We start from the raw sequence: 13,934 nt of genomic DNA on the forward strand, positions 1-13,934 counted from the left end.
AAGGTGATTTCGCTGCGCAAGCGCGACAGGGACGACATCGCCGAAGAGGAAGCCATCCTCGAGATGTACAAAGACGCGCTGGGGATGGGCTGAGCCATGGCTGACGGTTCGTCTCTTCTGTTCGACTTCGCGGCCGAGCGCCCGGCCGATCCCCGTCCGCTGATCGTCGACAGCTTCGCGGGCGGGGGCGGGGCCTCGACCGGGATCGAGATGGCGCTCGGCCGCAGCCCCGATGTCGCGATCAATCACGATGCCGCCGCGCTCGCCCTGCACCAGGCCAATCACCCGGCAACGCACCACCTCAATTCCAATGTCTGGCATGTCGATCCGGCCGAGGTCTGCCGCGGCCGCCGCGTCGGGCTCGCCTGGTTCAGCCCCGACTGCAAGCATCACAGCAAGGCCAAGGGCGGCAAGCCGGTCGCCCGCAACATCCGCGATCTGGCCTGGGTCGTCGTGCTCTGGGCGCGTCGGGTCCGGCCCGAGGTGATCGCGCTGGAAAATGTCGAGGAGTTCCGCGACTGGGGGCCGCTGACCGAGGCCAACCGCCCTAGTCCCGAGCGCCGCGGCCAGACTTTCCGCCACTGGGTCGGCGAGTTGCGCCGCCTCGGCTATCGCGTCGAGTGGCGCGAGCTGCGGGCCTGCGACTACGGCGCGCCCACGATCCGCAAGCGGCTGTTCTTGGTCGCCCGCCGCGACGGCCGCCCCATCGTCTGGCCCGCGCCGACCCATGGCGCCCCGGACAGCCCCGAGGTGCGGGCGGGCCGCCGCGCGCCCTGGCGGACCGCCGCCGGGATCGTCGACTGGTCGCTGCCGTGCCCGTCGATCTTCGACAGCTCGGCCGAGATCCTCGCCCGGCACGGGCTGCGCGCGGTGCGCCCCTTGAAAGAGCCGACCCTGCGCCGCATCGCCCGCGGCGTGATGCGCTATGTGATCGAGGCGCAGGAGCCGTTCCTCGTGACCTACGCCCAGCAGGGCGGCGCGGTGCGGTCGGGCTTCGACCCGCTGCACACCGTAACCGCCAGCGCCAAGGACCAGAACGCCCTGGTCGTGCCGACCCTGATCCAGACCGGCTATGGCGAGCGGCCGGGCCAGGCGCCGCGCGTGCCCGGGCTCGACCGCCCGCTCGGCACCGTGGTCGCGGGCGGCGCCAAGCATGCCCTCGTCGCGGCCTTCCTCGCCCAGCACAATGCCGGGGCGCGGATGCAGCGCCATGCCGGCCGCCCGGCCGGGGCCCCGCTCTCCACCCTCACCACCCGCGGCACGCAGCAGCAGATCGTGGCCGCGCATCTGATGAGCCTGCACGGCACCACCCGGCGCGATCAGTCCCTCGCCGCGCCTGCGCCGACGCTCTGCGCCGGGGGCGGGCATGGCGCGCTGGTCGCGGCCTTCCTGCAGAAATACTACGGCGCGGGCACCGGCCAGGCCGCGGACGCGCCGCTGCACACGCTCTCGACCCGCGACACCTTCGGATTGGTGACGGTCGAGATCGACGGCGCGACCTATGCAATCGCCGATATCGGCATGCGCATGCTGACCCCGCGCGAGATGTTCCGCGCCCAGGGCTTCCCCGAGAGCTACCGGATCGACACCGCTCCGGACGGCCGCGCCTTCACCAAGACCGAACAGACCCGCATGTGCGGCAACTCGGTCTGCCCGCCGGTCGCGGCCGCGATCATCGCCGCGAATTGCCAACACCTGGCAGAAAAGCAGAGGGAGGCCGCATGATGGCTGAACCGCAACGCCCCTACACCCCGGACATGCTCGCCGAGCGCTGGGGTTGCTCGGGCGAAACCGTGCGCGCGATGATCCGGGACGGTCGCCTGCCCGCCTTCCGAGTCGGCGGGCGACTTCTCAGGGTATCAGCACAGACGGTGAGGGACTTCGAATGCGGGACTTTCGGCTCGGCCGCCTCAAGGGCCGACATGTCGTCATCTGGACGGACGACGATGGCAAACGGCGACGCTATCGTCTTGAGGCCCACACGGCCCGGGAGGCCGAGCGGGAAGCGCGCGACCTCATCCTGAGGCTGGACGCCCCGCCCGCGGGCATGACGGTCGCCCAGGTCTGGGATGCCTATCGCATCGAAATGGGCGACCGGCGCCAGGGCGCCAAGGTTGCCCAGGCCGGAGGCGTTGTGCTGCCCCATTTCGGGCACCTGTCGGTCGGGCAGATCACCGTGGCCGACTGCCGGGGCTACACCGCGAGGCGCCGCTCGGCCGGGCGGAAAGATGGAACGATCAGATCCGAGCTCGGGTGCCTTCGGTCCGCAATCCTCTGGGCCCAGAAGACCCGCCTGATCTACTCAGCCCCGCCAATCGAGATGCCGCCGACACCGGCGCCGCGCGACCGCTATCTGTCCCGGGAGGAGGTGGACGAGTTGCTGGCCGCCGCCATCGACCCGCATATTCGGCTGGCCATGTTGCTGATGCTGACAACGGCGGGACGAAGCGGCGCGGTTCTGGAATTGACCTGGGGCCGGGTCGACCTGGCGAACCGTACGATCAAGCTGGCAACGAACGATCTGGGCCCGCGCAAGGGGCGCGCCACGGAGCCGATCAACGACACGCTGATGGCGGCGCTTCAGGACGCGAGGCAGGCCGCCGTTTCGGAGTACGTCGTGGAATGGGGCGGGCGCCGCGTCGGCTCGATCAAGACCGGGTTCAATGCCGCCGTCGCACGGGCCGGAATCGCCCACTGCACCCCGCACGATCTGCGCCGGACGGCAGGCCGATTCATGGCCGAGGCCGGTGTGCCCATCGAGGAGATTGCGGAGTATCTCGGCCACACGAATCCGAACATCACACGCTCGACCTATGCGCGCTTCAGCCCCGGCCATCTACGCCGCGCGGCCGGATCTTTGGAGTTCGGAACGCCCAAATTGGTTCAACGAACCAGAGGGCAATCCCCAAAACCCAACCTAAGTATTTGATTTTATGGTGATCCCGGCAGGACTCGAACCTGCAACCTATCCCTTAGGAGGGGATTGCTCTATCCAGTTGAGCCACGGGACCACGCGCCGTCTTTTTCCTCGGAAAACGCCGCAGTTGCAAGACCGCTTCGCCTTGGACATCCGGGCCATTCCCGCTTAACTGGTGCGATCACCCCTCTGAAGGACTTGTCGCCCCGTGACCGCAGACCGTCCCGACAGACCGAGCCGACCGCTGACGCTGCGCGACGTGTCCGAAGCCTCGGGCGTCAGCGAGATGACGGTCAGCCGCGTGCTGCGGCACAGCGGCGATGTCTCGGAGAAGACCCGCGCCAAGGTGCTGGAGGCCGCCAAGCGGCTGGGTTACGTGCCCAACCGCATCGCGGGCGGGCTGGCCAGCCAGCGCGTGAACCTTGTGGGCGTGATCATTCCGTCGCTGTCGAACATGGTCTTCCCCGAAGTGCTGGCGGGCATCAACGAGGTCCTCGAGGACACGCCGCTGCAGCCCGTTTTCGGGCTGTCCCGCTACGACCCGCCGCATGAGGAGAAGGTGCTGTTCGAGATGCTGTCCTGGCGGCCCTCGGGGCTGATCGTGACCGGGCTCGAACATTCCGAGGCCAGCCGGGCGATGCTGCGGGCCGCGGGGATTCCTGTGGTCGAGATCCTCGATCTGGACGGCGAGCCCATCGACTCGGTCGTCGGCATCTCGCATCGCCGTGCCGGGGCCGAGATGGCGCGGGCCATCGCGGGGGCGGGCTATCGCCGGATCGGTTTCCTCGGCACCAAGATGCCGATGGACCACCGGGCGCGGAAGCGGTTCGAGGGGTTCACCGGGGCGCTTGCCCGGGCGGGTCTCGAGATCGTCGATCAGGAATTCTATTCGGGCGGATCGGGGCTGGAGAAGGGGCGCGAGATGACGCGGGCGCTGCTGGACCGTCATCCCGATCTGGATTTCCTTTACTTCTCCAACGACATGATCGCGGCGGGCGGGCTGCTTTACTGTCTGGAGCGCGGCTTCGACGTGCCGGGCAAGCTGGGGCTGGCGGGCTTCAACGGCATCGAGCTGCTGAGCGGGCTGCCGCTGCGCCCGGCCACGATGGACATCCAGCGCCGCGAGATCGGCCGCCGCGCGGCGCAGATCATCGCCGACTGCGTCGCCAAGGGTCTGCCCGGCAAGGGCGAGCGGGTGGCGCTGACGCCGCGGATCGACCCGGGCCATACCCTGCGCGCCGACCTTGCCAGATGTGGACAAGCCGTCCGCGATCAGGTTTAACCGCGGCCAAATCGCTCCGGCGCCCCAACGAGGCCTCAATGCCAGCCGTTTCCATCGTCATTCCCATGAAGAACGAGGCCGAGAATGTCGCCTTTCTTCTGGGCGAAATCGCCGAGGCCTGCGCGGGTCTCGACAGCCACGAGGTGATCGTCGTCGACGACGGCTCGACCGACCGGACGGCGGCCATCGTCGCCGAGCGGATGAAATCCGACCCTGCCTTGCGGCTGCTGCGCCACCCGAATTCGGGCGGGCAGAGCGCGGCCGTGCATAGCGGTGTGCTGGCGGCGCGCGCGCCGGTGGTTTGCACGCTTGACGGCGACGGTCAGAACCCGCCCGCCGAACTGCCGAAGCTCTGGGCGCCGCTCCTGGCCGACGAGACCGGTCGGCTGGGGCTGGTCGCCGGGCAGCGGGTCGGGCGGCAGGACACCGCCTCGAAGAAATGGGCCTCGCGCGCGGCCAATGCGATCCGGGCGCGGTTGCTGAAGGACGGCACCCGCGACACCGGCTGCGGGCTCAAGGGCTTCCGGCGCGACCTGTTCCTGACCCTGCCCTATTTCGATCACATGCACCGCTATCTGCCCGCGCTTTTCAAGCGCGACGGCTGGGAGATCGCGCTGGTCGATGTCAGTCACCGCGAACGCCATGCCGGACAGTCGAACTACAACAACCTCCAGCGCGCGCTGGTCGGCATCCACGACCTGATCGGCGTGTCCTGGCTGATCCTGCGCCGCAAGAAGGCCCGCGCCACCGAGGAGGTGCCGCATGGCCATTGAGACCGTCTTCGGCTGGCTGCATGTCGACAGCTGGGTCGAATTCTGGTGGGTCGTCGTCGGGCTGGGCGGCCAGCTGATGTTCACCGCCCGCTTCCTGGTGCAGTGGATCGCCTCGGAACGGGCGCGCAATTCTGTGGTGCCGGTGGCCTTCTGGTATTTCTCGATGGCGGGCGGCGTGATCCTTCTGGCCTATGCGGTCTACCGCAAGGACCCGGTCTTCATCCTGGGGCAGGTTACCGGCGTCTTCATCTACACCCGGAACCTGTGGCTGATTCATGCGCACCGGCGCCGCAGCGCCTGACCGCCACGGCTGGCTGATCCCGGCCGCGGCCGCCGTCCTCGCGGTGACGGCGATCCGGGTCTGGCTGCTCTGGCTGAACCGGATGGACCTCTTCGTCGACGAGGCCCAGTACTGGCTCTGGGGCCGCGAGCTGGCCTTCGGCTATTATTCAAAGCCACCGATGATCGGCTGGGTGATCCGCGCGGTGACCGGGCTCGCAGGCAATGACGCGCCGTTCTGGGTGCGGCTGCCCGCGCCGCTGTTCCATGCCGCGACGGCGCTGATCCTCGGGCGGGTCGCCGCCGGGCTCTGGGGCCGGCAAGCGGCGATCTGGGTGGCTCTGGGCTTCATCACCCTGCCGATGGTCGCGGCGGGCTCGATCCTGATCTCGACCGACACCATCATGTTCCCGTTTCTGGCGCTGGCGCTCGGGTTCTGGCTGAGGATGCTGGCGCGGCCCGGGCCGGGCTGGGCGCTGGCGGCGGGCGTGGCGCTGGGGCTGGCCTTCCTGTCGAAATACGCGGCAATCTACTATCCGCTTTGCGCCGCGCTGGCGGCAGTTCTGATCCCCCCTGCCCGGCCGCGGCTGCGCGACGCGGGCCTTGCGCTTCTGGCCTTCGCGGTGACGATCTCGCCCAACGTGGTCTGGAACCTGCAAAACGGTCTGACCACGCTTGAACATACGCTCGACAATGCGGACTGGGTGCGCGACCCCTCGGCCCGGGCCGGGTTCAATATCGCCGGGCTTGTCGAGTTTCTGGGCAGCCAGTTCGCCGTCTTCGGCCCGGTGCTGTTCGCGGCGCTGATCTGGGGCGCGCTGCGCTGGTCCGACCGCGACGCGCCGACCCGGCTGATGCTGGTCTTCGCGCTGCCGGTCGTGGCCATCGTCTCGGTCGAGGCGGTTCTGTCGGGGGCCTATGCCAACTGGGCGGCGGCGGCCTATCTGGCCGGGACGCTGGCGGTTCTGCCGCGGCTGGGCCGGGGGCTGAGGATCGCGTCCTTCGCCATCAACGGCACGGTGGCGCTGGCGCTGCCGGTGCTGGGAGTCTACGCGCCTTCGGCCAGTTTCGGCGGGCATCCGGTGCTGGAACGATATCTGGGGCGTACGGATCTCAGCGACAGGATCCTCGACATCGCCGAGGCCGAGGAGCAGCGGGTCATCGTCGCCGACAATCGCGACCTGCTGGCCGATCTCTTCTATACCGGGCGCGACCGCGACGTGTCGATCCATGCGCCGCCGCCCGAGGGCCGCGCCTCGAACCACTACGCGCTGCGCCATGCGCTGCCGCGCGGGCTGTCCGGAACGGTGCTGTACGTCGCCGCCGGAACGCCCCCCGCCTGCGCGGACGGGACCGACCCGCTGACTGAGCTGACCCCCGAGACCGGGGCCTATCGCGGCAAGCGGTTCCTGATTTTCAAGCTTCCGGCCAGCTGCTGGAACGGCTGAGCGCGGCTCAGGGCATGATCAGATAGGGCCGGTCGGGCTGCAGCCGTTCGATCTGGTAGACGCCTTCGCCCACCTCGGGCGGCAGCGTGCGGGTATTGCCGTCATGGCCGATCCGGGTCCAGCCTTTCAGCGCCCCGGACCCGTCATAGTCTGCACGGTCGGTCCAGGGGGCCGACCAGAACAGGAGCGGGTCGTAATAGACCCCGCGCCCCATCGCATCGTAGTCGATCGACACCAGCCGCATGCCGCCCGCCCCCGAGGTCGCATAGGTCCGGTTCTGGTGATCGGGGAAGAACACTGTGACGAAGGCGGGAGCGCTGTCGTTGACCCCGTTCGAGGCGAAGACCCCGATCTCGACCCGCGACTGGCTGCGGTTGTGATAGCCGGTGCGGTCGCGGGTAATCACCGTCTTCGGATCGTGCCAGGCCACCCGGATACGCGCGCGGCTGCCGTCCGGATCCAGCGGCTCGATCCAGACCCGGGCCGGATCGCCCTGCAGCAGCGCCCAGGTGAAGGTCAGCTTGCGGCCGTTCGGATCGCGGGTCCCGGCGGCGCTGACGGTCATCTCGCGCGACCAGCCGAAATTGCGCCAGATCCGGGCGATGGCGCCTTCGGTGTCGAACAGCCGTTCGGACAGCCGCGCCAGCCCCTCGGCCTCGCCGAAGCCGTCCTCCTCGACCCGAAGCCGGACCATCGGCGGGATCGTGTCGGGCCGCATCGCCGCCGCCTCGCCCATCATCCGCCCGGGGCGCAGCGCGTCGCCCTCGAAAACCACCGGATGGGCGATGCCGCTGAGATAGGCCTCGCGGCTGCGCACCGGGGCATAGCTGCGGCGCAGGATCATCTGCAGCGTCGGCGCCATCAGCCTGTTGTCGCGCAGCGCCGCGAAGGTGTCGGGCGGGAAGGCCGCCAGCGTCATCGCCAGCGCGGCCAGGAAGGGCTGGTCGGACCCCGAAGAGCCCTGGCTGATCAGCATGTAGGGCCAGTTCGCGGGATAGCGGTCGGCCTCGTCATGGTCGCGGTGTTCGGGATAGACGTAAAGGTGGTTGTTCTCGTAGAGCCGCGCGCTTTGCGCGGGTCCGTCTGCCGAGGTCATCGCCAACCGGGGCAGGCTGCGCTGGGCCGGGCCCGAGGTAACCGAGGTCGAGGAATTGCCGAAGACGACGGCCGGCAGCAGGATCTTGCCCGCCAGCCCGTAATCCGCCCCGGCCTTGCGCAGTTGATCGCTGTAGCTCAGCCGGGTCAGCCGCGGGAACAGGTCCTTGGGCAGGGTGGAATGGCCCCGGTCGCGATTGTCGTACAGCACCCCCTCGAAGCCGTTCACCGTCTGCTGTCCGGCCAGATGGCGCAGCACCTGCCCGCCCGAGCGCAATCCGCGGTCGCCCACCAGCGGCAGGGTCTCGTCCTGCGGCGGCAACTTCAGCCCCATCGCCAGATAGGTGCCGAACGCCCCTTCGACCAAGGCCGAGCGTGCCAGAACGACCTCTTCGGCAGCAAGCCGCAGCGGCAGAAGGCAGACCATCAGGCAAAGGGCAACGAAACCGAAACGCATGGGCCGATCCTGCCCAAGCCGGGCGTCCGGGTCCAGTGCCGACCGCGCGGGCCGCGCATTCAGGTCATCCGGATCACGTCCTTGTCGATGGCCAGAACATAGCCGCGCCGTGCCACGTTGCGCACCAGAAGCTCGCTGACGATCTGGTTGCCGAGCGAATCGCGCAGCCGCTTGATCCGGGTCGCGCCCGCGGCCTCGTCGCACTCCTCGGGGCGGCGGCCCGAGACCGTGGCCTCGATCTCGGCGCCCGACAGGATGTCGTCGTCCATCCGCGCCTCGGCCAGCACCGACAGGGTCTCGATGGCGGCCTCTGTCAGCCGGAACGCCATGTCGTTCAGCATCACCGTATTCTCGGCCCGGCTGATCACCAGCGACGACACCCGGATGCCCGCGCGCTCGATTTCCGACATGCGGCGGTTCAGCGTGACGATGGTGAACAGAAACACCAGCGCCGCGACCAGAAGCGCGGTCGAGAAGACCAGCAGCACGAAGATCACCATCCGGTAGGACGCGAGCACATCGGAAAAGGCGGTGCCCGACTGCGCCAGGATCTCCAGCAGCTTCACCTCAGCGCCCGAGCGCAGCGCGTCGTTCTCGACGAAGATCCGCTCGACCCGGGCATTGAAGGCATTGGCGTCGGGCAGGTTCAGAAACAGCAGGACCGCCGCGCCCAGAAGGATCGCAACGATGGCCAGAAGCCCCACCACCACCACCCGCGCGGCCTGCAGCGGGCGGTGCCTCGACGGCGCGCTCACAGCCCGGTCCTTTCCGGCCCGCCGCCCATCGTCAGTATTTCAGGAAGAAGCCGCCGGCGCTGGCCTTGCGGTCGCCCAGGCCCTCGGCCCCGAAGATCGACATGACGTTCAGAAGCTGCCAGCCGCCCCGCCGGATCCGCCGGTCGATCTCGCGCGCGGCGGCGTCGCGGCTGCCGCAGACAGCGTCGGGCAGCTCGATCACGCCGTAATGCAGCTTCAGCGGATTGTCCTGCTTGGCCTTGTAATCGGCATAGCAGGCGGCCGCGGCGGGCCCGCTGAGGGCGGCAAGCAGAAGGCAGGCGAGGATCGGGCGCAGGATCATGGCCCGGAGCATGGTCCAGGCAGCAGCGCTATTCAATGACAACCGTCAGACCCCTGCGGAAAGACACGCGGTTATTCGATAGCAGGCCCGCGTTATTGCGCGGCAACCGGCCGGGACCCAGCCTGCGCGCATCGACAGGCGGCGGACGTCCCGCCGCGACCGGATGCAAAGGACCACCTCATGAGACACCGCATCATCGCCCCGCTTCTTGCCGCCGCACTGGCATTTGGCACGGTCGGGGCCGCCCCAGCCCGCGCCGCCGACGGATCGGATGTCGCCAAGGCCCTGCTGGGGGCGACCGCGCTGTTCGTCATCGTGAACGGGATCGACCGCCACACTGGCAAGGCGGACAGGCACGACCGGCACCATGTCGCGCCGGCGCCGCCGCCCCGTGCCGACCGGTTCTGGCGCGACCGCCGCCCTGCCGCCCGCTCGGTCCCCGCCCGCTGCATCAGCCGGGTCGAGACCCGGCACGGGTCCCGTCAGGTCGCCTCGGATCGCTGCCTGCGGCAGGCCGGGCTGCGGGACCTGCCCAGGCACTGCGCGCTGCCCGGACGGGGCAAGCGCGATGTCTATGCCATGAGCTGCCTCGCCGACACCGGCTACCGGATCGGCTCCCGGCGCCGCTGACCGCCCGGAAGGGGGGCGCGTCGGGGCCCGGCGGGCAGGGCGCGGGCCGGGGGTAAGGCCCGTGCCGGGGGGCGGAGGGAGACGAGGCACTCTCCGCCCCAACGTTGTGCCGTTTCGGTCGCTTGCGGCCACGGTTCCCGGGAATGGGCCTTGCCGGGCCGGGCATTTGGCGGTTCTGTCTGCCCATGACGAAGCCCCTTCCCGATTTCTCCCTCGAAGCCGAAGCCCTTGCCGGCGGCGCCCGGCTGATCGCCGGCGTCGACGAGGTCGGCCGCGGTCCGCTGGCAGGCCCGGTGATGGCCGCCGCCGTCTGCCTGACCCCCGACGACATCCCCGACGGTCTGCGCGATTCAAAGACCCTGACCGCGCATCGCCGCGAGGTGCTGGCCGCCGAGATCCGCGCCCGCGCCGCCATCGGCCTTGGCGAGGCCAGCGCCCGCGAGATCGAAGAGCTGAACATCCTGCAGGCCAGCCATCTGGCGATGTGCCGCGCCCTGGCCGCGCTGCCCGTACCGCCCGATCTGGCGCTGATCGACGGCAACAGCCTGCCCAGGGCCCTGCCCTGCCGGGGCATCCGCGTCGTCAAGGGCGATGCGCGCTGCCTGTCGATCGCCGCCGCCTCGATCGTGGCCAAGGTCGCGCGCGACGCGGTCATGGTGGAGCTTGCGCAACAGTATCCGGGCTACGGCTGGGATCATAACGCGGGCTATCCCACGAAAGAACACCTGCGCGCTCTCCGAGATATGGGGGTCAGCCCACACCATAGGCGTTCGTTCAAGCCTGTATACAATATCTTGTGGCAAGATAAATCCATAAGTCCCTGATTCAAAAAAGAAATTGACGGCGAATCGGGTATGACTCACATTGTCCTTACACAAAGGACGCCGAAGAACGGCGCGAAGCGAGGCAGTGTGACGACGATGACCAGAACGAAGGGGGCGCTCACGCTCCCGCTCAATACCATTTTGCCCGGCGACTGCATCGAGGCGATGAACGGCCTGCCTGAGGCATCGGTCGATCTGGTCTTTGCGGACCCGCCTTATAACCTGCAGCTCAAGGGCGATCTGCATCGCCCCGACAATTCCAAGGTCGATGCGGTCGACGACCATTGGGACCAGTTCGACAGCTTTGCGGCCTATGACCGCTTTACCCATGACTGGCTGGCCGCCGCGCGCCGGGTGCTGAAACCGACGGGCGCGATCTGGGTGATCGGCAGCTATCACAACGTCTTCCGCATGGGCGCCGAGTTGCAGAACCAGGGCTTCTGGATCCTCAACGACGTGGTCTGGCGCAAGTCGAACCCGATGCCGAATTTCCGCGGCAAGCGGCTGACCAACGCCCATGAGACGCTGATCTGGGCCTCGAAATCGGAAGGCGCGAAATACACCTTCAATTACGAGGCGTTGAAATCGCTGAACGAGGGCGTGCAGATGCGCTCGGACTGGGTGCTGCCGATCTGCACCGGGCACGAACGACTGAAGGACGAGAACGGCGACAAGGCGCATCCGACGCAAAAGCCTGAATCGCTTCTGCACCGGGTGCTGCTGGCCACGACCAATCCCGGCGATGTGGTGCTTGACCCGTTCTTCGGCACCGGCACCACCGGCGCGGTCGCCAAGATGCTGGGCCGCGACTTCATCGGCATCGAACGCGAAGAGGCCTATCGCAAGGTGGCCGAGCGGCGGCTGGCCAAGGTGCGCAAGTTCGACCGCGAGGCGCTGGTCGTCTCGGCCTCGAAACGCGCCGAGCCGCGCATTCCCTTCGGCCAGCTGGTCGAGCGCGGGCTGTTGCGTCCGGGCGAGGTGCTGATCTCGCCGCGCGGCAAGACCGCCAAGGTGCGGGCCGACGGCACGCTGGTCGGCGAGGCGGTGACCGGCTCGATCCATCAGGTGGGCGCGGCTCTCGAAGGCGCGCCAAGCTGCAACGGCTGGACCTACTGGCACTACCGGCGCGAGGGACAGACGGTCCCGATCGACGTGCTGCGCCAGCAGATCCGCGCCCAGCTTCACGACTGAGGCAAGGACAGTCGCCCCCGTGCCCCTCAGGGGTGCGGGGCGCGGCCTTGCACTGATCTGGCCGAGCGTCGTTCATTGGGCCGACGGGCCCCGGCCAGTGGTCGCGGCAGGCGGAATGCCGCTGTCTTTCCTCCGTTTGCTGTCAGAACCGGTCCGGCGCGCCTATCTGGTAGCAGAGGAGGTGACGCATGAAACTGTTGGTGATCGGAGCAAGCAAGGGGATCGGGCTCGAGACGGTGCGCTATGCATTGGGCCGCGGCCATGACGTCCGCGCCTTCGCGCGGAGCGCCGAAGGCATCGCGATCGACGATCCGAAGCTGGAAAAAGTGACCGGCGACGCGTGCGACGCGGCCGCGGTCAAGGCGGCGGTTCAGGGCGTCGACGCGGTGATCGTGACGCTGGGCCTGCCGAAGACGCTGCCCGCGATGATGCGGAAGACCACGCTTTTCTCGGACGCGACACGGGTGCTGTTACCGGCAATGAAATCGTCCGGGGTGCGGCGGCTGCTGGCCGTCACGGGCTTTGGCGCGGGCGACAGCAAGGCGAAGATGAGCACGGTCGAAAAGCTGGGCTTCAAGGCCCTGCTGGAACGGGCCTATGCCGACAAGACCGCGCAGGAGCGGCTGATCCGCGAGTCCGGGCTTGACTGGACCATCGCGCGGCCCGGCATCCTGACCTCGACCGCGCCCAGCCATGCCTATGATGTGCTGGTCGAGCCCGACACCTGGCATAACGGGCTGATCTCGCGCGGGGATGTCGCACATTTCCTGGTGCATGCCGCCGAGGATGCCAGCCATATCGGCGAAGCGCCGGTGCTGATCCGCTGACCCTCAGCCTTGGGCGTTCCGGGGCGGATCGAAGGCGTGGCGCGCAAGGTCGAAGGCCTTGCGCATCACCGTCGGCAGGTCCGACGGCCGGAACGCGCCGGGCGCGAGGAACTGCCCGCGCTCCGGGATACAGTCCCCGGGAAGATCGACTACCCAGAGATCGAGCCTCAGGTGAAAATGGGTGAAGGTGTGGCGCACCTCCGTCCCCAGCGGGCGCCAGTCGGCCTCGGCGGGCGGAGCGGGAAAAGGCTCTGTTTCGGCCCAATCGCTGCCGGGCCAGCCCAGCATGCCGCCCAGAAGCCCGGTCTCGGGGCGGCGTTCCAGAAGCCAGGCGCCATCGGTCCGCCGCCCCAGATAAGCCCGCCCCAGCCGGGTCGGCTTGGGCGTCTTCGGCAGCTTGCGGGGCAGCGCGGCGGCGATGCCCTCGGCGCGGGCGACGCAAGGCGCGCGCCAGGGGCAGATCCCGCAGGCGGGGTTCCGGGGCGTGCAGATCGTGGCCCCCAGATCCATCACCGCCTGGGCATGATCTCCGGGCCTTTCGGGTGGCGTCAGCCGGGCGGCCAGCGCCGTCAGGTCGGGCTTGGCGGTCGGCAGCGGCGTCTCGACCGCGAAGAGCCGGGACATCACCCGTTCGACATTGCCGTCGACCACGGTTTCGGGCCGGTCGAAGGCGATGGCCGAGATGGCCGCCGCCGTATAGGGGCCGATCCCCGGCAATGCCAGCAGTGCCGCGCGGCTGTCGGGAAACCGCCCGCCATGGTCGGCGGCGACGGCGCGGGCGCATTTCAGAAGGTTCCGCGCCCGGGCGTAATAGCCAAGCCCGGCCCATTCGCCCATCACCCGGGCATCCTCGGCCGCCGCCAGCGCGCCCACATCGGGCCAGAGCGTCGTGAAGCGGTGGAAATAGTCCTTCACCGCCGCGACGGTGGTCTGCTGCAGCATCACCTCGGACAGCCACACCCGGTAGGGGTCTGGCCGCTCGCCCGCCTGGCGCGCCGTCGGGCCGACCCGCCAGGGCAGATCGCGCGCATGGATGTCGTACCAGGCCAGAAGCTCGGCGCTCAACTCGTCGTCACGCAATCTTTATGCTCCCGCCCGGGTCATTTGTCTGGCTGGCCGCCCTGCCGCCGCATA

General features: G+C 68.8%; 16 protein-coding genes and 1 tRNA gene. 12 read left to right on the top strand and 5 right to left on the bottom strand.

The genetic code is table 11. The features are described 5' to 3' along the window. From C8N38_RS18660 to C8N38_RS18675, 4 genes are all read left to right on the top strand, one after another. Window positions 1-93, top strand: a 93-nt coding sequence (locus C8N38_RS18660) for a GapR family DNA-binding domain-containing protein (RefSeq protein WP_146176320.1), incomplete at its 5' end; no start/stop codon positions are given. 3 nt (window positions 94-96) lie between these two features. Further along, on the top strand, window positions 97-1,725 hold the full coding sequence (locus tag C8N38_RS18665; RefSeq protein WP_108028650.1) for a DNA cytosine methyltransferase: 1,629 nt from the start codon (window positions 97-99) through the stop codon (window positions 1,723-1,725). A gap of 32 nt (window positions 1,726-1,757) precedes the next feature. After that, a complete protein-coding gene (locus C8N38_RS22350) occupies window positions 1,758-2,024 on the top strand; it encodes an excisionase family DNA-binding protein (RefSeq protein ID WP_425440060.1) in 267 nt (88 codons plus the stop codon). Next, window positions 1,931-2,929: a tyrosine-type recombinase/integrase gene (locus C8N38_RS18675; RefSeq protein ID WP_425440061.1), complete on the top strand. Its 999-nt coding sequence runs from the start codon at window positions 1,931-1,933 to the stop codon at window positions 2,927-2,929. The genes C8N38_RS22350 and C8N38_RS18675 overlap by 94 nt, the downstream gene beginning before the upstream one ends. Before the next feature lie 5 nt (window positions 2,930-2,934). On the opposite strand, the gene C8N38_RS18680 is transcribed toward C8N38_RS18675, so the two are convergent. Then, a tRNA-Arg gene (locus tag C8N38_RS18680) sits at window positions 2,935-3,011 on the bottom strand. 114 nt (window positions 3,012-3,125) lie between these two features. Between C8N38_RS18680 and C8N38_RS18685 the strand changes: the two genes are divergently transcribed. The 4 genes from C8N38_RS18685 to C8N38_RS18700 are packed head-to-tail and all read left to right on the top strand — an operon-like array spanning window position 3,126 to window position 6,699. Further along, the gene (locus C8N38_RS18685) at window positions 3,126-4,199 is read left to right on the top strand and encodes a LacI family DNA-binding transcriptional regulator (protein WP_243628082.1); all 1,074 of its coding nucleotides are present in this window, start codon (window positions 3,126-3,128) and stop codon (window positions 4,197-4,199) included. A gap of 38 nt (window positions 4,200-4,237) precedes the next feature. Then, window positions 4,238-4,972, top strand: coding sequence for a glycosyltransferase family 2 protein (locus C8N38_RS18690; RefSeq protein WP_108028653.1), 735 nt, complete (start codon window positions 4,238-4,240; stop codon window positions 4,970-4,972). Next, window positions 4,962-5,273 carry a lipid-A-disaccharide synthase N-terminal domain-containing protein gene (locus C8N38_RS18695; RefSeq protein ID WP_108028654.1) on the top strand — a complete coding sequence of 104 codons (312 nt, stop codon included), beginning with the start codon at window positions 4,962-4,964 and terminating at the stop codon, window positions 5,271-5,273. Before C8N38_RS18690 ends, C8N38_RS18695 begins: the two co-directional genes overlap by 11 nt. Beyond that, a complete protein-coding gene (locus C8N38_RS18700; RefSeq protein ID WP_108028655.1) occupies window positions 5,248-6,699 on the top strand; it encodes an ArnT family glycosyltransferase in 1,452 nt (483 codons plus the stop codon). Before C8N38_RS18695 ends, C8N38_RS18700 begins: the two co-directional genes overlap by 26 nt. A 7-nt stretch (window positions 6,700-6,706) precedes the next feature. Here the strand turns inward: C8N38_RS18700 and C8N38_RS18705 are convergent, their stop codons facing one another. The 3 genes from C8N38_RS18705 to C8N38_RS18715 are packed head-to-tail and all read right to left on the bottom strand — an operon-like array spanning window position 6,707 to window position 9,328. Then, the gene (locus C8N38_RS18705) at window positions 6,707-8,251 is read right to left on the bottom strand and encodes a hypothetical protein (protein WP_108028656.1); all 1,545 of its coding nucleotides are present in this window, start codon (window positions 8,249-8,251) and stop codon (window positions 6,707-6,709) included. 59 nt (window positions 8,252-8,310) lie between these two features. After that, complete coding sequence (locus C8N38_RS18710; RefSeq protein WP_108028657.1) at window positions 8,311-9,006, bottom strand: winged helix-turn-helix domain-containing protein; 696 nt, start codon at window positions 9,004-9,006, stop codon at window positions 8,311-8,313. Window positions 9,007-9,037: 31 nt separating this feature from the next. Further along, window positions 9,038-9,328, bottom strand: coding sequence for a hypothetical protein (locus C8N38_RS18715; protein WP_108028700.1), 291 nt, complete (start codon window positions 9,326-9,328; stop codon window positions 9,038-9,040). A 180-nt stretch (window positions 9,329-9,508) separates the two neighbouring features. Between C8N38_RS18715 and C8N38_RS18720 the strand changes: the two genes are divergently transcribed. The 4 genes from C8N38_RS18720 (at window position 9,509) to C8N38_RS18735 (ending at window position 12,800) form a co-directional block, all read left to right on the top strand. Next, window positions 9,509-9,958, top strand: a complete 450-nt coding sequence (locus tag C8N38_RS18720) for a hypothetical protein (RefSeq protein WP_108028658.1) — start codon at window positions 9,509-9,511, stop codon at window positions 9,956-9,958. Window positions 9,959-10,143: 185 nt separating this feature from the next. Further along, window positions 10,144-10,782: a ribonuclease HII gene (locus tag C8N38_RS18725; protein WP_108028701.1), complete on the top strand. Its 639-nt coding sequence runs from the start codon at window positions 10,144-10,146 to the stop codon at window positions 10,780-10,782. A gap of 96 nt (window positions 10,783-10,878) precedes the next feature. Then, window positions 10,879-11,973, top strand: a complete 1,095-nt coding sequence (locus C8N38_RS18730; protein WP_108028702.1) for a site-specific DNA-methyltransferase — start codon at window positions 10,879-10,881, stop codon at window positions 11,971-11,973. 188 nt (window positions 11,974-12,161) lie between these two features. After that, window positions 12,162-12,800: an NAD(P)-dependent oxidoreductase gene (locus C8N38_RS18735; protein ID WP_108028659.1), complete on the top strand. Its 639-nt coding sequence runs from the start codon at window positions 12,162-12,164 to the stop codon at window positions 12,798-12,800. Between the two features lie 3 nt (window positions 12,801-12,803). On the opposite strand, the gene C8N38_RS18740 is transcribed toward C8N38_RS18735, so the two are convergent. Further along, a complete protein-coding gene (locus tag C8N38_RS18740) occupies window positions 12,804-13,880 on the bottom strand; it encodes an A/G-specific adenine glycosylase (RefSeq protein WP_108028660.1) in 1,077 nt (358 codons plus the stop codon). Window positions 13,881-13,934 lie beyond the last annotated feature (54 nt).

It is taken from the genome of Rhodovulum kholense (genome assembly GCF_003053725.1).
Lineage (GTDB): Bacteria > Pseudomonadota > Alphaproteobacteria > Rhodobacterales > Rhodobacteraceae > Rhodovulum > Rhodovulum kholense.